This window comes from Marinomonas sp. S3726, from assembly GCF_000967665.1.
In the GTDB taxonomy this organism is placed as follows: domain Bacteria; phylum Pseudomonadota; class Gammaproteobacteria; order Pseudomonadales; family Marinomonadaceae; genus Marinomonas.
The window spans coordinates 187,366-212,511 of the sequence record NZ_JXYC01000012.1 but is presented as its reverse complement, the minus strand read 5'-3'; the positions used below and the strand labels follow the sequence as shown (position 1 = coordinate 212,511).

At 38.1% G+C, this 25,146-nt stretch carries 18 protein-coding genes and 1 other RNA gene; 4 read left to right on the top strand and 15 right to left on the bottom strand.

What is annotated here, in order from left to right; genetic code table 11:
* Positions 1–169: 169 nt before the first annotated feature.
* From TW85_RS11610 to ffs, 12 genes are all read right to left on the bottom strand, one after another.
* A complete protein-coding gene (locus tag TW85_RS11610; RefSeq protein WP_046017276.1) occupies positions 170–1,063 on the bottom strand; it encodes a LysR family transcriptional regulator in 894 nt (297 codons plus the stop codon).
* 188 nt (positions 1,064–1,251) lie between these two features.
* Positions 1,252–2,016: a transporter substrate-binding domain-containing protein gene (locus TW85_RS11605; RefSeq protein WP_046017275.1), complete on the bottom strand. Its 765-nt coding sequence runs from the start codon at positions 2,014–2,016 to the stop codon at positions 1,252–1,254.
* A gap of 788 nt (positions 2,017–2,804) precedes the next feature.
* Complete coding sequence (locus TW85_RS11600; RefSeq protein WP_046017274.1) at positions 2,805–3,248, bottom strand: hypothetical protein; 444 nt, start codon at positions 3,246–3,248, stop codon at positions 2,805–2,807.
* Positions 3,249–3,361: 113 nt separating this feature from the next.
* Positions 3,362–4,141, bottom strand: a complete 780-nt coding sequence (locus TW85_RS11595; protein ID WP_202904856.1) for a hypothetical protein — start codon at positions 4,139–4,141, stop codon at positions 3,362–3,364.
* An 85-nt stretch (positions 4,142–4,226) separates the two neighbouring features.
* On the bottom strand, positions 4,227–5,609 hold the full coding sequence (locus TW85_RS11590; protein ID WP_046017273.1) for a hypothetical protein: 1,383 nt from the start codon (positions 5,607–5,609) through the stop codon (positions 4,227–4,229).
* Entirely contained in the window at positions 5,606–10,678 is a 5,073-nt protein-coding gene (locus tag TW85_RS11585) for an AAA domain-containing protein (RefSeq protein ID WP_046017272.1), read from the bottom strand. The genes TW85_RS11590 and TW85_RS11585 overlap by 4 nt, the downstream gene beginning before the upstream one ends.
* Before the next feature lie 665 nt (positions 10,679–11,343).
* Positions 11,344–12,075 (bottom strand): HNH endonuclease, encoded by a 732-nt coding sequence (locus tag TW85_RS25465; protein ID WP_052702114.1) that lies wholly within the window; start codon positions 12,073–12,075, stop codon positions 11,344–11,346.
* Positions 12,076–12,212: 137 nt separating this feature from the next.
* Positions 12,213–13,421, bottom strand: coding sequence for a TIGR02391 family protein (locus TW85_RS11575; RefSeq protein ID WP_202904855.1), 1,209 nt, complete (start codon positions 13,419–13,421; stop codon positions 12,213–12,215).
* A gap of 595 nt (positions 13,422–14,016) precedes the next feature.
* Complete coding sequence (locus TW85_RS11570; protein ID WP_046017270.1) at positions 14,017–14,802, bottom strand: hypothetical protein; 786 nt, start codon at positions 14,800–14,802, stop codon at positions 14,017–14,019.
* 191 nt (positions 14,803–14,993) lie between these two features.
* Positions 14,994–15,224, bottom strand: a complete 231-nt coding sequence (locus TW85_RS26475) for a DUF4113 domain-containing protein (RefSeq protein WP_052702112.1) — start codon at positions 15,222–15,224, stop codon at positions 14,994–14,996.
* Between the two features lie 82 nt (positions 15,225–15,306).
* A complete protein-coding gene (locus TW85_RS26470) occupies positions 15,307–15,474 on the bottom strand; it encodes a hypothetical protein (RefSeq protein WP_238326207.1) in 168 nt (55 codons plus the stop codon).
* A gap of 327 nt (positions 15,475–15,801) precedes the next feature.
* Positions 15,802–15,898: signal recognition particle sRNA small type (gene ffs / locus TW85_RS25840), an RNA gene on the bottom strand.
* Positions 15,899–16,245: 347 nt separating this feature from the next.
* Here ffs and TW85_RS11560 point away from each other — a divergent pair.
* The 4 genes from TW85_RS11560 to TW85_RS11545 all read left to right on the top strand — a co-directional run bounded on the left by TW85_RS11560 (position 16,246) and on the right by TW85_RS11545 (position 20,490).
* Positions 16,246–17,109: a 6-carboxytetrahydropterin synthase gene (locus tag TW85_RS11560; RefSeq protein ID WP_046017269.1), complete on the top strand. Its 864-nt coding sequence runs from the start codon at positions 16,246–16,248 to the stop codon at positions 17,107–17,109.
* Positions 17,106–17,513, top strand: coding sequence for a phosphoribosyl-AMP cyclohydrolase (gene hisI, locus TW85_RS11555; protein WP_046017268.1), 408 nt, complete (start codon positions 17,106–17,108; stop codon positions 17,511–17,513). The genes TW85_RS11560 and hisI overlap by 4 nt, the downstream gene beginning before the upstream one ends.
* 452 nt (positions 17,514–17,965) lie before the next feature.
* Entirely contained in the window at positions 17,966–19,642 is a 1,677-nt protein-coding gene (locus tag TW85_RS11550) for a methyl-accepting chemotaxis protein (protein WP_046017267.1), read from the top strand.
* An 80-nt stretch (positions 19,643–19,722) separates the two neighbouring features.
* Entirely contained in the window at positions 19,723–20,490 is a 768-nt protein-coding gene (locus tag TW85_RS11545; RefSeq protein ID WP_046017266.1) for a class II glutamine amidotransferase, read from the top strand.
* Positions 20,491–20,567: 77 nt separating this feature from the next.
* On the opposite strand, the gene TW85_RS11540 is transcribed toward TW85_RS11545, so the two are convergent.
* The 3 genes from TW85_RS11540 to TW85_RS11530 all read right to left on the bottom strand — a co-directional run bounded on the left by TW85_RS11540 (position 20,568) and on the right by TW85_RS11530 (position 25,101).
* Positions 20,568–22,592: a hypothetical protein gene (locus TW85_RS11540; protein ID WP_197477716.1), complete on the bottom strand. Its 2,025-nt coding sequence runs from the start codon at positions 22,590–22,592 to the stop codon at positions 20,568–20,570.
* Between the two features lie 329 nt (positions 22,593–22,921).
* Entirely contained in the window at positions 22,922–24,178 is a 1,257-nt protein-coding gene (locus tag TW85_RS11535; RefSeq protein ID WP_046017264.1) for an endonuclease, read from the bottom strand.
* 308 nt (positions 24,179–24,486) lie between these two features.
* On the bottom strand, positions 24,487–25,101 hold the full coding sequence (locus tag TW85_RS11530; protein ID WP_202904854.1) for a thiamine phosphate synthase: 615 nt from the start codon (positions 25,099–25,101) through the stop codon (positions 24,487–24,489).
* Positions 25,102–25,146: the final 45 nt, after the last annotated feature.

Sequence of the window (25,146 nt, the reverse complement as noted above, 5' to 3'; positions counted from 1 at the left end):
TCCAAATAAAAAGTGAACTAACTTTGTTAGATCTTATGGGAGAATAATTTATTACATCTAGTGTTATTGATAAATAACATGAATGACTAGACAGTATTCACTTTTTATTGATAATAAAATTCTATTTTATATTATCAAACGAATGATTAATGGCTGAGCACATAAAACGCTAACTTTCCCAATATGGAACTTCACCATAATAATCGACAAAGAAATCAATAAAGGCCCTTACTTTAGGAGCCAATAGCCTAGAGCTGGGATAGACTGCCCAAATTGCTGTATCTGTAGCTAGCGGATAGTCCTTTAAAACTTGAACTAACTTGCCCTCTTCCAATGCTTTATAAGCACACCATTTAGAGGATATTGTAATGCCGGCTCCATCAATACAAGTATCCCTTGTAGATTCACCATTATCTATTCTCATAGTGCCTTTTGGTTTGATCCGCACATGCCCTTCTGGTGTTTGAAATTCCCAGTAATCAATCCCAATTAAATTAATACAATTATGTTCTAACAGCGCTTCTGGGGTTTTAGGCTCTCCAAATTCTTCAATGTATTCAGGTGATGCACATATAATGCGTCTATCGGATGCGAGCTTTCTGGCCACAAGACTAGAGTCATTTAAAGATGCATTTCTAATCGCAACATCAAAACCACCTTCCACCATGTCGACAATGCTATCACTTTGCCTAAGATCGACTTTAAGCTGAGGGTGCAAGGATAAAAAGGATTTTAAAGCAGGCACGACATGCATACGGCCAAAAGACGATGCAACAGTGGCACGAATGGTACCTTGAGGCGTAAAACTGCCTGCCCCAACAGACGCTTTTGCATTGTTAACTGCATTCAACACATCTTCAGCATGAGGTAAAAACTCACGCCCTTCTTCAGTCAAAGAGACTTTACGTGTTGTACGGTGAATTAACTTGACCCCCAAGGATTCCTCTAGCTTATTAATATGCATGCTTGCCACAGGAGGAGATAAACCAAGCTCGCTACCAGCTAAACTAATGTTGTTTGTCGCAGCGACACGGATAAAGAGCTTAAGGTGTTCATTGTTCATCTTGAGGGCCAATTATTAATATTAATTAAAGAATTGATTGTATTTATAGCGCTTTATGAAATAAATTTGAATTAAAATATTTCGCCCAACCTGACGCCAATGAAACTAGAAAGCCCAAGAAAGAAAAAGCCTCGCATAAGATCGAGGCTTTGAAATAAAAATAGCTGAATCCTACTGAGATAATTGACTTAAAAGTGTTCTGGACCAAGCAGCAAGGCCTTCTTTTCAGCCTCTATAATAAGCTCGTTTAACCTACCAGAATCATGTAACTCTTTAATTTTATTGGACACTTTTTGACGGATTTCTAATCTGTTTTCATTTATATAATTAAAAAGTTCAAATCGCTTAAACACCCCGCACCTTTTAATAAATGGGCGATATTCATCTTTTAGTAAAATTCTTCTTCCGTTGATTTCAGTGTCTATGACAACATCAGCTCGTTTAAATTTTAAAAATTCAAATAACTGTATGGCTGAATCTAACTTATGAACTGTTTTCAACTTTGCTGTGGCGGCATCCGAGTGAGCAACACCGCGAATGCTTGCCACGGTTAAGCCTTCTAGATCTTTTGCGCTTGTTATTCTCAACTCAGAATCAATTAAGCAATAGGCAGCCGTTTCTAGATAATAATAACTTGGCTCAATTCTAGTAAGACTAGGCTTATCATTTCCATAGGGAGTAATTCTCGCTATTTCCCCATCAACCCTTCTGTTTAAATTTGACTTTTTTGCTCTAGCTGGTGGCAGCGGCACGACTACTAACTGTAATCCTAATGAATCATATATATTCTCAATGAGATATTGAGCAACATACTGCTCTACCAGCTTTTCATTTGAGCCAAAGACAATCACTTTTGACTCAGACGAAGAGGCACCTAACGAAAATAAAGAGATAAAGGAAAGGACAGCAAGTTTACTAACACAGGATAAAATACGATTGTTAAGCGCTTTCATTAATAGTTAAATCTCTTGATACAATAAGCCATGGAAAATGAAAAAGTTAAAATGAACTTCATTCAGTATAATCAATGTATATCAATCGTAAATATTCCGTAAGGATATTTGGTAACAGAGCGCCTAGCTAGTTTTAACAATAAAACATGGTAGCGCTTATAAAATGAGTTAATTGGGAAATGAGCAAACTAGCTTCAGCCATAAGCTCAGCGACAAAAACTTGAAACAACCACCTCAAAAACTTATCAGGTAAAAGCATCATAGATGCCATCCATTCCAGAAACCAAAAAGTCCCACACGAATGTAGGGCTTAGAAATGAGAAAGGCCCGCAATCTGCGAGCGCTATAACTTAGGTTGCTGTAAACACAAAAATAACAGCGTGAACAAAATGTCCCCCTTAACACCTAATAACACCTAGGGTTTCAAAGCTCACGTGCGTAATACTTCAATTTCCTTTTCTCGTTATAAAACAGCAATTAAAACTCTATCCATATGATTATTAATAACTTTTCATGACTAATACTAAAGTCGTGGGCAGTATACTGGCAGCAAATAGAGAGTCTTTTTCGCGTTTTAATTATGCTATTTCAGTAAGAGTTTGATTTTATCGTTATCCATTTAGAAGTAATTTAATTTTCTTAAGGGAAAAGAAAACAGCCTATTGGCTGCTTTCTTTTCATGGGGGTTAACGCCCAATTAAGCGGACAAAACAGTTGGTTATAATGTGAAGTAAAGCGGAATCTAACCAACTGTTTTTGTTCCGTTTAAAGGGCTTGTTTTGAAGATTTCACTCAGGTCTTTCATAACTATCTAAGAAACCCTGAACCTTATCTGGCACAGGAATCTCCAGTAACTTAATATTCTCAACTGCGCATTCAATTGTCCAAAAAGCTTCAACTTCTATTGGATAATACAATTTAGCCATATTGTCACTAATATTATCCATGTGCTTTATTGTATTTTTACCCTTGAGTAGAAGCTTTTTTAACTTTTTTCTATCTTTAAAACCAAAGTCAATTTTTTCTTGCAATTTTAAAAGAGTTTCTACTGACCCTGAGTGTCTATCAGGTTTTCCAGTATGCACTCTAACAAATTTACCCAACAACTCTTCAGCCACAAAAGCTAAGTTCATAGAAGAAAAATAACGATCATGTAAGTCATACTCATCAACAGCTGACTCTAAATACTCCAATGCTATTTTAACTTTCGAATACTCATGCATTTCAGACATTACACCAAATTCTCATATCGTTATAAAGGCGCGCGTCCAGCCCGCAGGGCGATTTTGCCTTGCTTTGTTATACGTGACCTAATCAACATGTATTGCATGCTGTGCCAGTTCAGCTAAAGCTGCTTTAATATGTCCTTTGCTACTAAGTCGCTGCTATTTGTTTTTAGATACTCTTCTAGGTACTTGACCTCTATGTGCGTCAAATCAATTCGTAAACGCTGAAGCCAATTGGGAGTTGCAAGATTGTGATCTTCCCAGTTTCGTAGCTCGAATGGATTTAGTGAATATGAAACATCTTCAAATATTCTAGGATCTACCCCATGCTTGGAAATGAATTCCTTAAAATCATCCGGAAGATTGCAATCACTTTTATGGAGCCTATTTAGAAGCTCTTCTATCCAATCTGTTGCTTCTCTAGCACTATTTATTACATCGAAGAAACTCCCGTTCGCATCTACTTTAAATGCTAGCTCTTCAAAGGAGTGGTCTATTCCATTCAAACGCTCGATGTCTGACCAATAGTCATCCATTTCATTAACTAATTTCCTAAGTGCTGATTCATTAATCTTGAAGTCAGATTTTTCAAACCGCGACTCATGCTCGAGCTTTATTTTGGTAAGGACATCAACGGTATATTCGTCAACGTCATCAGTCTCGATGTGATGCGGGTAACAGAATAGAATTAAGTTTTCATATGCCCTTCGACCTTCATCAGATTGACTTTCATTGTATCTCTCACCCTTAGGCATGGCTGCTTCGATATGGCAAATCTGCCCTATAAACTTATTGTTATCGCTGACTAGAGGTTGAGTGCAGCCTGGAAACGCACATTGGTTACCAGAGCGCACAAACAATGCCCTTACAACTTCCAGTTTTGGAGTTAGTCTAGCCATCTATATTTCTCAAAACGTATAACGCCGCAAACACCGGCGCAGCTATGCTGCGTCCGAGTGTTTTGACTTGTTAGGGCTTTCAAATTCATAAACTTCCGAGCTGTCTATTCTCAAGGCTTTCAGAATAGCCATCAAGATATGACTCATAATTAGCTTTAATTTTTTTAACCAACGATTTATCTTCAGTAATAAATCCAAGTGGAATAGTCATTGGCTCATTCGAGCGCTGAAGGTGGTATACAACAACAGCTATTCTTTCAGGCACAATAATAAGCTCAACAATACCATCCAGAAATCCTGAACAAACTTTCTCAGACTGCTCTTTAAGCTCTCCTAGTTGAGAACGCCAGTTACGAATTCCATCACGGTCATCAGCACCATCTATAGGAATCATTAATGAAAAATATTTATCGCTCACTAAGTTTTTCAGACTCTTCATCCGATTAAACATGGTTTCCGATTGAATCCAATGCCTATCAGATGGAGCCACCCAAATAACCTGAGGGGCGTCACCTTTCCCAGAAGAAGCTTTGTTAACTAATGATTTTATTGGTTTATATATCTTTTCCCAATTATCAGTGAGGGTTGAAGCTCCAATAAAATGCTCAGTTCGACTTTTCGCCGAAGACTCACTACGCAATTTAATATCGTATCCAGTCCCATCAAAGCCGTCAGGGGTTAAACAATCTAAAGAGAACCCATCTTCAAATAAATCCATCGCCTTTGCTACGCTTTGAATATTATCAGCCTCAGAAGCTACAGAAAGATACTCATTAACCGTACTAGGAATTGCCGCACTATCGTAAAGTTTATGCTTACAGCTACGCTCAATCGTATTTCTCTCAACATCAAGGTTGAATCTGAGAGTAATTCGGACGTGATGATCTTTACTCTTTCTGATGTCGCTAAGCTTATACAACTCAATATCATGTAGATTACTGATGCCATCAAACCTTATTGATTCTTTTTCAAACACATCTAAATAGGATCGAAGAAAGGCCTGCTTAGCATGGGAAGTACTCTCACTTGAAATAGCAGGGTCAGGTGTCAATTTTATGGCCCTGAGCGGATTTCCAGTATTTTGAGATGAATGAATATGATCAAAATTGAATAGGTCAAACTTAAAGGTATGAGTCCGCTCGAAAATCGATCGAACCTTTGGCCTTGCGTCTTCACCATTGAAATACTTCAAAGACTTGGCAGTTAAACTTAAACGCCCATCATTACCGATCGCAATCTCTTTCAGAGAGCTCAATTGAGATATTGCTACTCGTATCTCTTTCTCTGATAGGCCGAGAAATTTAGCCACTTGATCAGATGTCATCTCGCCCACTTTCAACAAGCGTAGAACAAACTCTCTGATGAAGGACAACTCACTTCGGCCAACAACCATATACTCAAAACGAAACGCCTGAACAGGCACAGCGATGTCTATTTCTTGCACAACTCTCATGTGATGACCAGTCATTTGGCAGCCCTCCTGTTAGAAACATCTTTAGCCTTCAAAATCCTGTAATCCTCTCCTTGTCGCTCTTGAATAAAGGATGCAACTTTGCCCAAAGGTAACTCCGAATTTTCTTTATTCCACATAGCGATTGAGCCAACCACAACAAGCCTATCCATTGAACGTGACATCGCCACGTTAATTCGGTTTGGTTGTTTTAAGAAGCGAGGCCTTCTATCTTCAGCATTACGCGTGATAGAAACGATAACAACACGATTCTCCTTGCCTTGATAGCTATCTACTGTGTCAATTTTCACTAAAGACTTAAAACTATCACTCCAGTTACTTTCATTAAACTTCTTCCTAAGTACACGCTTTTGAGCCGCATACATGCAGATAACACCTATAGGTGGTTCACCTTCTTTGACCAGATCTGAAAGTTTTTGGCAATAGTCGAAGTCTTGCTCAATCTCCTTAAGAATATGAATGATTTGATCAACTTCTTCAGGGTTGATTAAACTTGTTCCATCCTGCCTATCATAAGACTTTTTCCCTCTGGAACTGGTATCCAGCCACGTAACCGTTGATCTTAATGCCTCAGGACCATTACGATAAAAATCAGGTATATTCCGTTCCCCAGTTTGCAATTTCTTATCATAGAAAGTATGTGAGACTAAATTACCAATAGGTTCTGCCATACGATATTGAGTCAATAAACTACTGCCAATATGTTGACCATAAGAAGACTCAAAAGCCTTTTCAAAATCACTCATAAAGACGTGAGACAGTGCTGGCTCAACCTTAGGAACACCGAGGTTACGAAGAATCACATTCTTATGCTCATCCTGATACAGCGGTGGTAACTGCTTGTGGTCACCAACCAATAAAACTCGCTTGGCAGACTGCATAGCAATCGCTAGCTCAGAGGATATAGAACGGGCTGCCTCATCAATAATCACCCAGTCATATTGCACTGTGTTGACCCCTAAATGCCCAAGCCCCATACCTACACAGGTACCACAAACAAGTGTGCGAGACCTAGCCAGGAATTCTTCGTAACTTCCAGGGTTAGTAGCCAAACGCTCTTTATAATCATCGATGATTTGTATCAAAGCTTTCACTCGACGATATTCATGAGGACCAATGCCATAAAGCTGATTGATCTTTTTATCAACTTTGTCCGCCACATTACTGAGATCAAAGCTCAGAATATCATATTGCTCTGTTAACTCATTCTTCAACTGGCTTTCTAGAGATGCAATAGTTTGGGTAACACTCTTGATATAAGATTCATCCTCTCCGTCTTTTGCATCACTTTGAAGCCGTATCAGGTTCTTGATCTTTTTCTTGACGCCAAATTCAACACCTAGCAAAGCCTCTAAGTAATCTGAATCCAACCTTAGAGCGGGCTGAAGATGTAATATCCGTTCTTTCAATTCAGCAATGAATGATTGCCTAGTAGACTCAATAATATTCCTCGAATATACATCCTTTAACCCATCGGACACTGAAGATTCACGATTACTGAATCTAACAATATCAATAGGCGTTTCAAGGCGATCACAATGTGATCGAATTCTATCAACAGCTGTATTAACGGCCTCATGGGACTGACTCACCAATAAAATATGGTTGGCATGGTCCTGTTCTAACAAATAATGAACAAAGGCTGCTATAAACTCTGTTTTACCCGTTCCAGGAGGACCTTGTAATAATGATAAAGGCCCCTTACTGAATAACATGCGGAATGCACTTCGTTGAGCTTTATTCAAACTGATTTTTTTATCTTTATCTTCTCTATCATAACGAGACAATTGATCATCAGTCGGGCCATCATGAAAATGAACAGGCTTCATGTCCTGTAGAGGATCAAAATAACTCACCAGATCAGGCACTACAGAAGACTGATTTAATACTCTCTCCATCGCTTTTTTACGACGAGTATAAGATGCCCGATCTTTCTTGGTTCTAAGATACAAAATATCACCAAGTTCAGGGCCTTTCTTATTGGTTAAAGGCAGCCTGACTTCTGAGCTAGTAGATTTTTCAAGAATAATCTTTCCAAGATTGAATTCTCTATCACCGACCTTCTTGATGGCAAAGACCTCATCATCGCGATTAAAGCTATCAAGAATTTCAGAATCAGAATCGTAAGGGATAATCAGTTCATTTCGTTTCAAATCAGGCTGAGGGTCATCGCCAACTTCAATACTTGGTAATGCTTCAGTTTCCGCCTCAATGATAGCCTTCCAGATATTTCTAGTGGTCAACTTTTTATCGATTGAGCGAGGAATTGAATCAAGACCAGAGCTAATAAAATTATCCGTACTAGCATCTACACCTTGAGGAGCTGGTGAAGAGACTTGCTCCATCAGCTTTTTGATTTCGTGAATATCCTTATCATCTTCAATTGGATTCGCAATATTTTTACAATCGGGTAAAAAGGTTTCTTGCTCCAATAAGTGATTATTCAAAGCAGATAAGTCGTTATACCCTGTAAGGATTTCAATACTCAGATTAAGAACCAACTGACTTTTATTCTTCACCCATCCAGGAACACCATCAATCGCCCTAGGAACTAGTGCATTTTCAATCAGCACGCCCTCTGTATTAAAGAACACATCCAGAAAAGCATTAACACCGTAGAATGAAACTTTAACAGAGTTGTCTTTTTGGCGAGATTTTTCTATATACACATATAGCTCACCGTTATCAGGCAAAATAGTAACTGCTTCTTCGAAATCACTTCGATTCAAACTCACACTAACTTTGCTGATCGAATCATCTACAGGATCAAACTGTTCCACTAAAGCAGATTTGAATCGATTCAAAGACAAGAAGCCATTACTGTCAGTTGTCTCTTCCTTCAATAACTCTGCAACAACTGAATATTCAGTCTCGGCCTGAAGGTTATCCCAGTCGAGAGCAAGCAGCTCGGCTGAAATACGCATAACTGCAAAATTGTCACGCTCACTTGTCGTAGCAGATTCAATATACTCTGGGCTATACCTGTGATTTCGAGCCGTTTCACTAGAGCCTGTGAAGTCAGGAATATCAATCAGTACAACACGTAAGTCATCACCATCTTCCTGAACCAGTAGGTTACCCGGATGGAGATCGCCATGACTCAAGCCAATACCTTCTAAATGCTCAATATTACGTATTAAGGCCTGAATGGCTGCCAAGCATGTTTCTATAGAATGATCTTTCTTAGACCAATCACCCCAAGACTCTCCATCGATATAATCTTGAACAAGAAACAATTCAGACTTATGCGTAATGCCATAATCCCTAATAGTACTTAGGTAATCAGGAGCGACCTCTCCAATCCTCTCTATTTGATCAAAGAAGTTCATGCACTGATACACACCAGCCTGATCATTACCAGCATTTACATTATTCCAAATCTTTACCAACTGATCATCAGAGCGATAAATCTCTTTCAGTTCATCACTAGAGATTTCCTCATCTTCACAATAAACCTTATAAAGATTTATTTTTTTACGGTATTTATCTAATAAAGAATCATCAAATAGCTCAATAGCTTCCTGAACAGGTTGTGCGCTAATCAAAGCCGCCTGCATAGCATCAGCATTATTAAATCGCTCTGATGGAATATCAGAAACAGCTTTTCGTAGAACAACTCCGTACCATTCAGTGCTCTCTGCAATCCCCTGTAAGGCAGCTTCTACAGATTTGATAGATAAACGTTTACCTGAAAGCAATAGGAAACACAGAACCCCCAGTGCATACACATCACGGTGATACTCAGAAGCTCTATGATCTAAACTTTCTGATCGATCTTCTGGAGGACTGATAACTCCAGTACTAATAGTCTTCCGTCTAGGCCCAACAGTGCCAGCTGGCTGATGGTACGAAGACATAAAGCTGGAAAGAGCAATTTTATTGCCGGGCGACAACCACAAACTATGATCACCAATATCTCGATGCGCGATATTAATCCCATGCAAAGAGGAGAAATGATGAAGAAGCACTTTCACCAAGCTCAAACGCTGTTCATCATTTAATTTATCGGCATGATCAGCCACATAATCATTAAATCGACTATGCCCATAAGGTAGCTCGTATAACTCATAAAACTCTTGAGTTATTTGAGATGGTTCAATATTGGTCAGGGAAGTCAGGCAAGACTTGTATAATTCATCATCATATTGGCGTATATGAGTAAGAACTTCCTTCTCATGAGAAACAACCTTATAGCGTCCCTCGGTTGTTTTCAGATCACGGTCGTTGAATTTAGAAAAATCCCAACGTCTTAAAAGCGCTTTATCATCCTTTCTTTGCTTTGATTTTGCTTGGAACTCGGTATAAACCGAATCAACACCTTCAGGGGGGTAAATCTTCTCTTCAGCTTCATAACCATTAACCAGCAAACTTTTTGGTTTTGTTTGCCCATCATTGAAGATGCTATCAAACACATCAAAGTCTTCATTGAGTCGCAGGTTGAGAGCACGTTTAGGTACATTTGCAGGAAGAAAAGTCTTCTCGAAGATTTTTTCATCAGCAAGTGCCAAAAACTCTTTGAGATTAAGTACATGCTTCCTGTCTTTTTCTGGAAGATTGCTACCATTGGCAGTTCCTGTGAGTACAACAAAAAAATCAACTCTGGGAGAATTAAACTTATTCCCCTCAAAGCTAGGGAATTTTCGTCCAGAGCTTCTCAACTTTTCACGAAGCATGTACTGCTTGTCTTGGGTAATACTTACGGCTGAACGGCCTCGATGCTCTCCATTTTGATACCATTGATCACCATTGGCAATTAACTCGCCATTCCAATGTTTAAGCTCAACAATGATGACGCTAAAATGGGTAACAATGATTAAATCAAACTCTCCTTCATTGTTCCGACCACCAATCAATCGGAACCCTGCATAACCTTTCCAAGGCCACATGGGACTACTTTCGGGCCTTAACTGCTTAAGCTGGTCAAATGATCCCAGCTTTATTGGCTTACCAGAAGCTGGTGCTTCACTTTTTATTTCCGTTTTTTTCTGCCCAAATACTTCAGCCATTTTCTCAATAGCATCAATTTCATGCAGCGTTAATCCGCCTTCCCAATATTTAACGTCCATTTTCTATTTCTATACTCTTATATAATTATGAAGGGCTTTCAGGTGTTGTTTTGTAGGCCCTAACAGCTTAATAATACGCACTCTCGGTTTGTCCGATTTATCCACCGCACCTAAAACGTCTCACCTGCTTAATTAATTTGAAGAATGGGTACTTATCAACTGAAGACCTTCCTGGCTAAATGCGCATGCGCGTTATCTCAATTCCTATTTACTTTTGTCGTGCACGGTTATTTTCATGCCACTACTGTAATTAATTGATTCTACATAATTTAATAATGAGAACAATGACAAAGCGTGCCACATCATTGATATTTATAATGTTAAAGCATACCGATTTTCACTAAAATTGTGCAAAACCTAAAATGAACTGTATACAGCCAGTTTTATTAGAACTTTCCTTTTCTACTAACAAAACGGTAATTAATACTCTACCCATATGATTATTAATAACTTTTCATACCTAGTACTAAAAGCCGCGGGCGGTATAGGGGCGGAAAATCGAGTATGCTTTTTACATGTTTTTAGCGATAGCCGTACCTAACATTTCTCTATTTAGAGAAAATTGAGTTTTATTAAGACGAAAAAAAACAGCCTATTGGCTGCTTCTTATTATGGGGGTTAACGCCTAAGTAAGTGCGCGAAAAACGTTCCATTTAACATACTTGTTAGGACTTGAGAATGTTAATATTGTGATAGTTTATATATTCTCTGGAAATCTCATGCTCTTTAATTTGTTTGATTTTCGACGTATCAATTTCTATCGCTCCATAATCAAGCATTGCATGATGATTTGGGCATACACAGATCATATTTTCTATACAATCAGGGCCATTATGAGGTTTTCCTAGAGGTTTTAAATGATGTGCTTCTGCATATTTATTTCCACCTGAAAGGCCTATAGCCAAGCCGCATATTTGGCACTCATAGTTATGAATCTGTTTTACAAAGTATGAAAGAGAGCAATCTCGAATTATTCTTGATACCGTTAAATCATCTCGCTCTGGGGTGTCTAAATCTACTGCAATAAACTCAATATTACTTGATACATATGTTGACCAATCATAGACTGTCGACTTTCTTATTTCTTCTTCCCACCACTTATAATCACTCTCATTTTTATTAAAAAGAGTAAAATAACCCTTACCAGGTTCAAAAGTTGTTTTGCTTATAATTAATCCAGTAATACCTGGTAATTCGTTTCTTTCAGTCCACTCTGCAAGTGCGGATAATCCTTGAATTTTTAGACTATCTCCCCAACGCTCACGAACCCTTGGTAGACTCAATATTTCATGCATTTGCTTATAGCCAAGATATGTATCTTGCCTTCCTGGCTTTACTCTCTCTAAATGAGAGACCAAAACCTCTAATATTTTTTTTCCTTCATCGTTAAGATTCAAAGCATTAACTCCGTTGTTGAAGAAGATCCCTAACGTCGCTTTAAGTTACTAAATACAGTTGACTAAAGTTTGTGAAGGATGAACTATACCCGATAGTAATTTGTACGACTTAAAAAGCTTCGTTAGGTTTATTCTATCTAGGATAATTTTTCTAAAAGTTTATCAGCATAATTAGGATCATATTGTCGCCTTTCTTGCACTGAAACTCTTAATTGCTCTTTAAGGCTATTAGGGTAATTTTCACAAGCATCCAATAGCTCATTGCGTACCAACTTAGCATTATTACTTAAAGCAGCGTATGCCAAATTTTCCGCTAACTCTTCTCGCTTTTCATCACCTCTTACAATGCTTGGGAGAGAGTAAATAAAGTAATTTGCTATGTAGTTTTGGGTATACCAGTTACTTTCCAATCTTGATATAATTGCGTTTGCAAGATCGTCTCTTCGAGTAAAGTATTTCCCGAAAGTGTTGCCCCAGGTTCCAAGTGATCCTTGATCAATGCCAGAATAAATGTCAAAGTGGCCAACCTTACAGCTATCTATTACCATATTCTCTATTCTTTGTTTCACATCATCTTGCAACATTCCCCAGGCTCTAGGCTTAAGAAGTCTGAACAAATTTGCAATATCTTTTGTTTCTGTTTCCTTCCTTAATACTTCTCCAACTAGCTCTATAGCTACAGAAACATCTTTCTGTGGCATTAACTGATACATTGCTCTAAATGCGAATTTAATTTCCTTTATTCGTCCTTCAGCTCTCCTACCAAATGCAATTCTAAAAACATCAATAATCCTGTTCTCTGGTACTTGAGAAATTAATGTTTCAGCATATTCTTTACTAGCAACAAAATGCGGATCATAAATTCTATCAACAAAACCTGCTACATCAAACTCTTCTGTTTCACGTTTTAAGTAGCTAAGAAGAGTATCGATAAGCACCATTATCCTTATACAATACTCTTCTGTATCTTCAGTTATTTCGTGAGTTCTAGGGTTTCTTATACAAACATAGAAACCTCTTATTATCTGCTCTAACCCTTTCTGTTCATCCTTTTCAGAAACACTTTGCAAACTATTAATAGGGAGTTTAGGTGCAGTTCCTCCTAGGACTTGCCCAACTAATTGTGAACCATCTCCCTCACACGAACCTTTATCTCTTAAAAATTGAGTTAAATATTTAGTACCAGCAAGAATTGAATCCGTATAAGCAGAATTCAAAATTCTGTCTCCAACAGCGTCAACTAAGCCATCGTCAAAATTATCCTTATTAAAGTTATCCTTCGTAAACATTATATTCCTCTGTATATTATTTTGATGCAAAAAACGTAACACTTTAATAATGCTCACGCTCAGATTATCCACTGGACTCAAAACGCCACATCTGATTAATTCGAAAAAGGAAGGACAATTGATTAGCTGAAAGCCTTCCTGGCTAAACACGTATGAGCGTTATTTCGATTCCTATTTACTCTTGTCGAGTACGGCTATTTACATACATCTAAGATAATTAATTGATTCTACATAATTTAGTAATGGGCACAATGATAGTTCGTGCCACTTCATTGATATTTGTAACGTTAAATCTAAGCAATTTCATTAGAGATTTCCTTTTCCTCTGACAAAACGGCAATTAACTATATAAACAATTGATTATTAATCATTATTTATATTTAGTACAAAAAGCCGCGGGCGGTATACGGGTGGAAAATAGAGTATGTTTTTCACTATATATTAGTGCAGTATTAGTAATAATCGGATCTAACCTGAACCCATTTAAGAGTAATTGAGCTTTCGTAAGGCAAAAAAAACAGCCTATTGTGAAGTGCCCCCATAAAGTTGAAAGCTTTGCTAAGCTGCTTGTAAGGCCTGATGTCGATACTCTATCGGTGCATGGCCTTGTTATATTATCGCCTCAACTTCCGAAAACTTACTTTTCGTCAGGCTAGCAATGGATCTTAGACGCCTTTACTAGATTATTCACATCTTTGAAAATATTCGCATACTCTCCACTATCACCATTATTCTTAAATACAAAGCTTGGAGGAGTTAGTGATTTTCCAGCTGAGTTTCTATATAGACCTACAATCGCTACTTCATCAGTCACAACGACAGACATTGAGACATTAAAGTCGAAATATCTAATTTCTAAATGATTGGACTCTGGGGAGTCTTTATGGAATTCTTCAAAGTCTCTTGTTGCATCTTTGATCTTGTTGGAATAGTAGCCATTATCTTTTTTACCATTTCTTGTATTTAGTATTTTCTCAGATTCAGACTCAGGTGACATTAAAATAACAGTCGTTTTTCGATGTTCTTTTTTAAATCGCTCGGAAAGCTTCCTAGAGTTGTTGGTAAAAAAGTTTTTTCCATCATTCATTGCTATAAATAGCTCAGCAGGTTCAGTTAAATCAACACCAACAGATTCCATATTGTTTTCATAGATTATTCTATCTAAACCAATCTCATCAATCTGAAGTAACTTAGGAAACTTTGCATCAATTAGTTCAGTAACCTCGAAATTTGTAGCCGCTGCGACCTTTTTGTTTATGAAATATGAAACAGTTAATGCGACAAAAAGTGATGAACCTATTGATATTGAAATTTTCAAATAGGGCTCACTTATATCAAACCCGATAGGTACTACGACTAAAGCAAGAAAAGCAACAAAACCCCATAAGGCAATATTCCTTTTTACCATATCCAATAATGAATTAGAGTTCTTATTCACTTATCCCTCCTGTAAACTGTGTAGAGCTGAAACAATATATCAGCTTAATAATGTGCAAGCTCGGTTGGCACGGTTTATACACCGCACTCAAAACGTCTCATCTGATTAATTCTTAAAAGGAAAGGCAGCTTACCTACTAAAAGCCTTTCTAACTAAGCGATGCTATCAGCAATCAAAAAGTGAACAAACATTCACCTCACAACTTTAAGATCACTCCACCGTGTGGTGTAGGCTGGTGATAGGTGCTCACGCTTCATAGACCACTGCGGCGTAACACCCTGAGCAGCAAAGAAGACATTCCCTAAGCCGCTATGGTTAATCTTATCAACTACGTTCATAAGCTCTTTAGACTTCTTTTTACCTTCATGAGGCCTAAACATGTCGCCTTGGTAAGTTCCTTGCTCATAGAAGTCCATAAGCATGACGCCCGCTTTTGCATACCTGTGACCAGATCGCCAAATTCTATCTAACAGAACTTCAGCAACTTCTAATAAATCACGGGTGTCATCGGGGGGGGGTTGGTAACTCAGTTGCTATTGAGTTTGAGTAATGCGGCTCACCTTTGCTAAAAGGGCTTGTTCTAATAAACACACTAACTGACTTAGTTAAACGCTTCTCACCTCTGAGCTTCTCTGCTGCACGCGTCACATACTTGCAAATAGCCTCGCGCATTAACTGCTTTTCTAATATGCGCTCACCAAAGGATCTACTGCAGATAATTTGCTTCTTGGTGAGTGCGGCTTCTTCAAGATCGATGAAAGAGATACCATTTAGTTCTCTTACAGTTCACTCGACTAAGACGGTAGTATTGAGAAATATTTTTTGGGAATTTGCATTAAAAATGCTAGAGAAATTATGAGTTTTGAGTGTAGAAAGCTAATTTTGAACTTTAGATTTAAAAACCAAAGGAATAATACAATATAAATCTAATTTTTGAGAATTAAATAAGGAGATTTTTTAAATAAGTTATGAGAGGTATTACGAAGATATTGGAGGCACTTCCACCAGCCGCATCTCGGCACACAAATCCATCGCTGTGGCTGCTTCCTTCCGGACCTGACCAGATTAACGACTTCATGTTGCGAGAGGACCAGCAGAAGTACCATTGAGGAGATCTCTGCTTGACCTTGGAGCGAATTATACCTAGCTAATTCAATTTGGCAACAGTCTTTTTTACTATTTTTCAAATACTTAAAGCTTGTTTGTTTTTTAGACACTTCTTTTATAAATCAATAAGTTCCAACCTATTAGTCAGCTTTGCCCTTTGCTAAGATTTTTACCCTTCTCTATAGATAAAATTAATTTATATATCCAATATCTAACCATACGTACAGGAAGTATTAGATATAGCGGCTTTTATTGCGTAAAATACCTCGCTAATTATTCCTTATTCATTTAACTATTCTTTGTTCGGCCTTGCCAACTTCATACTAGGAGTTACCTTTGAAGCTTTTCGTTAAAAACTTAACCCACGTTGACTTTTCTTTGTTTGATACTGATCGTGGCCTTTTAGGTGAAAGCTGGCAAACAGATGTGTTACTTGAAGGTAATTTAAACGATGAGAGCATGGTGTGCGATTTCAGTATCGTTAAAAAGCTGATTAAAAAGTGGTTAGATGAAAACATCGATCATTGCTTAGCTATCCCCCATCAAAACACGTCAGTGTCTATGAATACTGACAATGAAGATAAGCACATCTTTGAGTTCGACAAAGGCGGTAAAAACCATTTTTACTGTGCGGCTCCGAAACAGGCTTTTTGCCTCTTGCCTATGGATGTGATTACACCAGAAGCTGCGGCAACTTGGTGTGAAGATCAAATCATGGCGATTCTGCCTGCCGATCTTGCTCGTGTGCGCATTACTTTCACACCTGAAAAGATTGAAGGTGCGCAATATCAGTACAGCCACGGACTTAAAAAGCATACCGGTAATTGCCAGCGTATTGCTCATGGCCATAGATCAACCATTGATATCTACAAAGATGGTGAGAAGTCTGAGTCATTAGAAAATGACTGGGCTAAACGCTGGCATGATATTTACATAGGTTCAGAGGAAGATTTAATTGGCATTATTAGTGAAGATGGCCACCGCTTCCATCATTTTGCTTATGAAAGCCAACAAGGTCATTTTGAATTAATTATTAGAAGTTCTCAAACTTACATGGTACATACGGATACAACCGTTGAATCTCTTTCTAGCCATGTAGCTAAGGTGCTAGCAAACGAAAACCCAGGTCACGATATCGAAGTACATGCCTATGAAGGCATTGGCAAAGGCGCAATTTCCAATAAGGTAGTAAATGTATGAGCTTAAAAGCGTTTGAAACCCTTCCGCAGGGTTCTGAATTAGAGTTAGATCAAGTATTAAGCAACCTAAAAAAAGATGATGCAGGTTTGATTGCTGCCATTGCACAGCAGCATGATACGGGTGAAGTATTAATGCTGGCTTATATGAATGAAGCCTCTATCAGAGAAACCCTTGAAACAGGGCAAGTTTGTTATTGGTCACGTTCACGTCAAACATACTGGCGTAAAGGCGAAAGCTCCGGTCACAGGCAAACACTTGTTTCTATGTCATTTGATTGTGATGGTGATTGCATTTTGCTTAAAGTTGAGCAAAAAGGCCCTGCTTGCCATACTAATCGTCGTAACTGCTTTTTCTTTGAAGCGAAAGACGACAAGGTATTTGTTAATTCTAAACCTATGGTTTAACTCATTACTCAATATAAGGGTGCGAGCATAATCGCACTCTTATTGTTTTTATTTAAAACTCTTTTCAACCCTATTAAAAGTCAATTATCCCACCTAAGCTTCACCTTTAAGATACCTTTTTAGCTTTAAGCTCATGTCTTAAATGCATAATTATTGTCGCTATTAAGTAAGTATTTTGCTTATACCAAAACCGAATTTTATTTCGCATTATGAATTCGCAAGTCAAGATTTTATTAACTAAACTTGCCTTAGGCTTCTGATATAAATCACATTAATCACAATAATTTATTTTTGTATAACTATAAATTCGCTTTTATTTTTGCTGATTAACTGTAAACTTTAGCTTGATCAGTGTAATCGATTGTAAAAATACCCTCGTACAGCAGGATGTTCTGGGTCAAAATCAATTATAAAACAGGGACGAATCATTAAATGTTTAGGTAAAGATGACTATGTTAGACTTATCCGTTAAAACGAAGACCCTCTCATTAGTAGCTCTCTTCGCGGTTCTTATCATTGCGCTCACTATCAACTCTGCTTATTCAAGCAAAAAAGTAGCGCAAGAGCTTAATACCCTTTCAACGCACAGTCTCGAGTTAGTTAAAAACCTAGAAAAAAGTCGTCAATTACTTCTTAAACAATCGGTTGAGTTTGAGCGTGGTTATTTTCAGGTTTCCATTGCTAAGTCATTAAGTGGCTATGGTGTTGAACAAATTGCAGGTTCAGCCGAAGCGTTTAAAGAGTTCACAAGCGAATTAGAACTTAGCCTAGTAGAAGTAACCAATATCTTAGGCGTTATGCCAAGAAACACTGAGCTAGATGAGTTGCTTGTTCTCATTGATACACTTAAAGAGAACCAAGTCGCTTTCTTGGAGTCCAGTAGTACCACTTATAGTTGGTGGACCAAGCTTAAGACTATGCAGGCTAACCGAAGCCGTAAAGCAGCTAAAGCTAGCTTAGAAGCAGTAAATACAGACATGGAGCAGATCATTGCTAAAATTGATGCTTATGTCACCAAGGTAAACCAAGAGCAAAATGATCAACTAGAACAGAATTTAATTACCTCTTCTATCGTTGCTTTTATTGCAATTGCTGTTGGTATCGTGATCAGCTTATTGATGGTCGGCAATATCTCCAGTGCATTACAGAAATCTGTTAATCGTGCGAAAGAAATTGCTGCTGGTAATTTAACTCATAAGAGCTCAAGCCAGCGCTCTGCTGCTAAACGAGATGAAATCGGTCAGCTTGAAATTGCGATGGACACTTTAGTTGAACAATTAAGCAGCATACTGAATGATGTTTCTTTATCTAGCCACATGCTGACTGAAGCTGCTGACAACCTTAATGAAGAGACTAAGAACTCATCTAAAATGGTTGAAGAGCAACAGTCTGAAACAGATTTAATTTCGCAAGCAATCAATGAAATTCAGTCAACTGCTATGCATGTTTCTGAATCTACGTCTGATGCCAGCTCTGCCGCTCAGGATGCTGCACTCTCTGCAGATGAAGGCCATAAAATTGTTATTGGTACAATTAGTTCAATCGAGAACCTTGCTTCTGAAATTAATACTGCTGCTCAAACAATCAACAAGCTTGAAGAAGATACCAACAATATCACTCAAATTCTAAATGTGATTTTGGGTATTGCAGAGCAGACTAACCTACTTGCATTAAATGCTGCCATTGAAGCCGCTCGTGCAGGTGAACAAGGTAGAGGCTTCGCAGTGGTAGCGGATGAAGTAAGAACCTTGGCGCAAAACACCCAGGATGCAACACAACAAATTGAACAAATGATTAGTAAATTGCAATCAGGTACTAGCCAAGCAGTTAAAGCAATGCAGTCTAGCCATACTATCTCAACCAATGTTGTCGATGTAGTTAAAGAAGAAGAAACATCTCTTGAAAGCATTAATAACTCAGTGTCTAAGATTCGTGACATGAATAACCGAATCTCAGCAACAGCAGAGCAACAAGCGAGCGTAACATCTGAAGTAAACACCAATGTTAGTAACATTGCTGCGATAGCGGTTAAGTCTACTCAGTCAATTCATACAATTACTGATGATGCGGCTAAAGTAGCGAAACTCGCTAAGCAACTTTGTGACAAAATTGAGTATTTCAAAATGTAACCTTGCTGTTTTTACTGTAATATATCTCAGGGATCGAGATATATACTTATAACTAAAAGAAATAAAGAGGAAGATTAACAATGTGCCGCTGGGTTGCTTACATGGGAGAAGAGATCTACCTTGAATCTCTTTTATTTGAATCTGAACACTCTTTGATAGACCAAAGCCTAAGCGCAAGGAAGTCGCAAGTTACTGTGAACGCAGATGGTTTTGGCTTAGGCTGGTATGATGAAAGAAGCGAGCCTGGGCTCTATCATGAAATCATGCCAGCTTGGAGTGACTGCAACCTCAAGAGCCTCAGCGCTCATATCAAAAGCAAACTTTTCTTTGCTCATGTCCGAGCATCTACAGGTACTGCAACTAATCGTTCAAACTGCCACCCTTTCGCCTATAAGAATTGGCTATTTATGCACAATGGCCAAATTGGGGGCTATGAGAGCATTCGCTGGCATTTAGACAGATTGATACCAGAACACCTCTACAATCAACGTAAAGGTGCCACCGACTCCGAGTTGATCTTCCTACTGTTAATAGCTAATGGCCTTGAAGAGGATCTTGAGCGAGCGGTTCAAATCACTATCAAGCAAATTGAGAAAATCATGCTTGATAATCAAATCGATGATGCTTTTAGACTAACCGCCGTTATTTCTGATGGCGAACAACTGACTACAATTCGTTATTCTAACGACGACCAACCAGCAAGTCTTTATTACAAACTCTTTGATGGCCATCTAGTGCTTGCCTCAGAACCTTCAGAGCATTCAACAAAAGGCTGGCAGCACGTATGCCCTAACCATATGGGTGTTATTGGTCACCAAGGTTTAGTTAGCCGACCAGTCTTCGTTTAAAACATTAAACAAAAAAAGGACGCTTTCGCGTCCTTTTTTTGTTTGCTCAAACTCTATTTATATTTCACTTTAATAAGTTAAACATTAAGAGAAAGAACATTTGTTTTACTTACTCTATGACGATAGATTTCTCTTAGATACTTGATCGATTTTTTAACATTCTCAACATCTAAGCGAATATCATTAATTGAAACAAACTTATCTTGCTCGTCAATTAATTCACGGTACTTCTTCTCATACATTGGCTTAATCGCATACCAATTTGTATCCAAGATTTTTGCTGGATTCTCATGAGTATTGAAATAACGATCAACTTCATCTTCATCAAACTCTTCTGTGGTAATGAAGTTCAAGATAGCTTTATCGACTTCATCACTAAAACGATACTCATCACGTGCAAAACATCGTTTCACATAAGCAACCATAAGCGTTAAGAAGTCATCGCTTAGACAAGGACTCTTAGCAACTAAGGTAGTTAATGAAAGGTTTGCAGATGCGCCAATCACCAAGGCATAACGCTTCAAAGTCGTATTCGGGAACAAGCTGTTTAAATGTAGTTTTAAACGGTTCAATGCTGTGAAGGACAGCTTGTAATCCTTAGGCAAAGAAATAATAGAAACAACCGAAGAGCAGTTCTTGAAGAAATGCAGATGATTCAAGCTAGACGTATCATAACCTGAGTCACGGTAATTTTTCAGCGCTTCGCTGTAGCTTGAAGACTCAATAGGTAAAATACTGATACCTTCAATCGCAGATGTATCTTGGTTAAAGTGTGGCAAGTCAATCGAACGACAGAATAAGTCATCAATATCGATGTTTTCTTTGCTACTGCTAGTAACAACACTTTCTGCATAAGCAATCGCTACAGGACCCGCCAAACTCATGAACAAGTCATTCGCATCAAGACGAATAGTTTCAGCAATATCAACACCCGCACGACGGAAGTAATCTTCATCATAATCTGTGGTAACAGCTTGTGCGGTTAAGATGTTGAATATCTGTTGAGAAATATATTGGTTGGCATATTTCTCCATGGTATTCACATCAATATCAGATTCACCTGACCCATCATTCTCTTCTGCGTAACGCATGATGTCATTAGATATAAGCATCATAGAGTTCCACGGACGAATACGCTGCATCACATTACTTGGATGGTCGTGATCTTCTCTCTCAACATTGTATGAGAAGTCCCACTCTTCTGATAAGTATTTACAAAGTAAACGACCGGCGTTGATATGAAGCGCTTCAGACACTTCAATTTTGTCGCCTGAGATATTAGGTAGAATACAAATACCTGAGGTAAAGATTGGTTCAAAAACAAAACTATGCCTCTTATCAACCACTTTACTCTGCGCAGAATGATAATCAAACGTCTTACTCATATATGAGTATTGTTGCGCTAAACCAAATTCAGAGGCCATACCAGAACCTGTACCACCACCAGCGCTGAAAATGTAAAAATAAAGGCGTGATTGGTTGGCTTTAATACCGCAAGAGTCAACTAAATAAGAATGCATATGACGCCAAGCATTATTATTAAAGCTATTGGTATTCTTATTAAGAATAATTTTTGCTAGATATTGACCTAGGATAGGCGCGTTACCGGCACCACCAGCGTGCACTTCAGAGAGGTCCATGATCTGTAACTTTTTATATTCTTCTAAAAAGTTACTGCGACCATTTTGAGAAGAGAATCTAATTCTACCTTCTATATCTTTATCAAGGTCACCCAGCATAACCACAGGCTCAATTAAGAAAACAGGTCTTGGCTCCCCTTTTATCTCAATTGGAAGGTGCTTCTGAATCCATCGCATAGGACGAAATTCACCTTCTGCATTGGTTTTATCCTGTAGTTCTAAATCTGCCATATAATTACTACGAGCGTTATAGACAAGAGTAGCTACATCTAACGCAATATTAGAACCACAACGCCCTAAGCCAATAAGGCAGACTGAAGGAAAGTTTTGGTCGTTTATATCGCTTTCTGGATCCAGATTGGGGAAAATTTGTCGACGAACAATATCAAGGTTTTCAAGGATATTGTCTAAATTCTCTTCTGTATAATAGAGATGTTCATTTAATGCTACATCCTTACTCATCATAATGCCCTTATATGAATAGTTAACACAGATAACACCATAGTCAAAAATACGACTGTTAATCGTGACTCAATTCATTTTTGTAGATAAATTCACTTTTAAGCACTCACTTTATAAGCACTGAAAATACTTTAAATTTATCCTAATGATGTTTTTAATTGTTAACTAAGCAAGATATCAGATGACCAGCACAAAAGATATATACACTGAGGTACAATAGCTTACATTTACCCTCATAAAAACAATAAGTTACATTTCTTTTTAAATCTATCAGCATTAGCTTAATTAGGGCCGACATCCTTATCAGCCACATTTATACGCTATGTCAGCTAGTTACATTGACTAGAGTAGAACTCATCTACCCACTCTGGGTGATCAATCAAAGGGTTACGGTTGCCCTGCCACTCTTGAATACGATCATTACGAGTCATTTCATTTGAATCAACAGCATCTTCTTGATGCCAAGTATACAAGGTACAAACAACACCAAAGAAGGGATCATCCGTTTCTGAACTAGTATTATTGACTAGATACAAATCACTCATATTACCGTCAGAACCGTCATATCTAACATCCATATAAAAAATCATACGGGCAACATCCCCTTTCACCTCATCCCTTGGTTCAAAACTCTCACTTGTTGCATAGGTATCAGCAGCCTCTCCTTGTGCGCTACCGCCTTCATCGTAATCTTTGTTTGAACGTGAACTGTTTACCGTTTTATCAGTGGGCCTAATATGGTGAATATCCGTATAGCCGTATTGTGAGGTTGAAGAGAAACCTAAAGATTTAGGCCAAACATGTTCTCTATTCCAACTGTCATTATCAAACCCAGACTGTCCATCTCTATCCGTTTTTGAATGGCTACGACCTGTATAGAGCAAAACAACATTATTGCTGTTCGTTAAATCTTCATCTGTGTATTGAAGTGCATCCCACACTTCACTGTAACTAAGCTTGGTATGGTTTGATTCAAGTAAATCTTGCAATGCAGCTTTTAAACTAGCACCAGACAAGTTTAATACTGAATCATAATAATCACCTGAATAAGTAGCTGAACCACCTGCACTTGCACCACTGCAATCTTGGGTTAAGTTGCCAGTAGATGGGGTATCGATACTACTTGTTGCCCAATTAGAAGACGTTGTCACTGATGATGTTTGAGTACGGTACAAAGAAACATGTTGAGCAGAAATATTCCAACCTGAAACCTTGCCCTCCCATGCCACTAGATCAACAAGATCACCACCATTATAAAGTTCAACATAATCGCCCGAATTCCCTAAGGACAGAGCCAATCCAGAGGCGTCCGGTGAAAAACCATACATAGCCTCAAACCCACTTGAGCTTTTAGCAATGGTAAAATAAGTATTTGCTGCCAAAGTTCCTGATAAGGTATGAGTTGCCCCATTATCTTTAAGTTGATAACTCGATAAATCAACTTGCCCACACCCAGCATTGTAGATTTCAATCCACTCTTCAATTGAATCTGTCCCTGGTGTGTCGTAAAGAACTTCAGATATTTGTAACTCAGCGAAGCCCAAACTACTACCAAGTAGTAATAAGCTTGTAATTGGTGCTTTCATACATCTTTCCTTTTAAGTTAATTAGTTAACATCACATTTGGTGAATAATTAACCTACAAGGCTTATGCCAAAGCAGTATTACATGGGGTTCATTTTTAACTCGGGTTCATATTTTGAAACCAAAAGATCACTACATGACCTTTTGGTCAGGATTTATCAAAGATAATGTATATTTATTAAACAAAAGGAAAAATACGAGGGGATAGGCTTAGCTGTATGTTTTTTATCCAAAAATACACAGCCAAGCTAAATTCGAGCGAGAATTGGGTATTTTTCACCCAACACAATAAGTTGATATAAAACCAAATTTACAATCGAGTGGCTTTTAACCAGGCTTGTACTTGTGATTCTGGACTTGGATTCAAGGTAATATCTGTAACGGCTGCCACACTATCTGCTTGAGCGTCAAAAGCACCTTCTGCTCTAGCGATTGTCATGCCACCAATAGCCACTAGTGGAACATCTCCAATTCGCTCTTTCCAAAGCGTTAACTTTTCGACACCTTGTTGATGCCATTTCATTTTCTTCAAAATAGTGGGATATACAGGACCTAAAGCGATGTAATCCGGTTTTAATAACAGCGCTCTTTCTAACTCTTCGTCACAATGGGTACTGATACCTAATTTAATGCCTGCAGATTTAATTGCCTCAATGTCAGCCACATCTAAATCTTCTTGACCTAAATGCACATAATCACAACCTAGCTCTATCGCCAATTGCCAATAATCATTAATCACCAACTGACACTCATATTGATGGCATAATGCTTTCGCTTTTACTATCTGAGATTTAATACTCTCTTGGCTTTCATCTTTAATTCTAAGCTGCACTAGCTTGATACCTAATGGCACCAGTCTTTCGAGCCAATCATAAGAGTCAAAAATGGGATAAAATCTATCTAGCTGTGTCATTGCGCTCTTCATTCTATTTCTCATCAAATTTTTACAATCATGGAGCTACTCTAATAG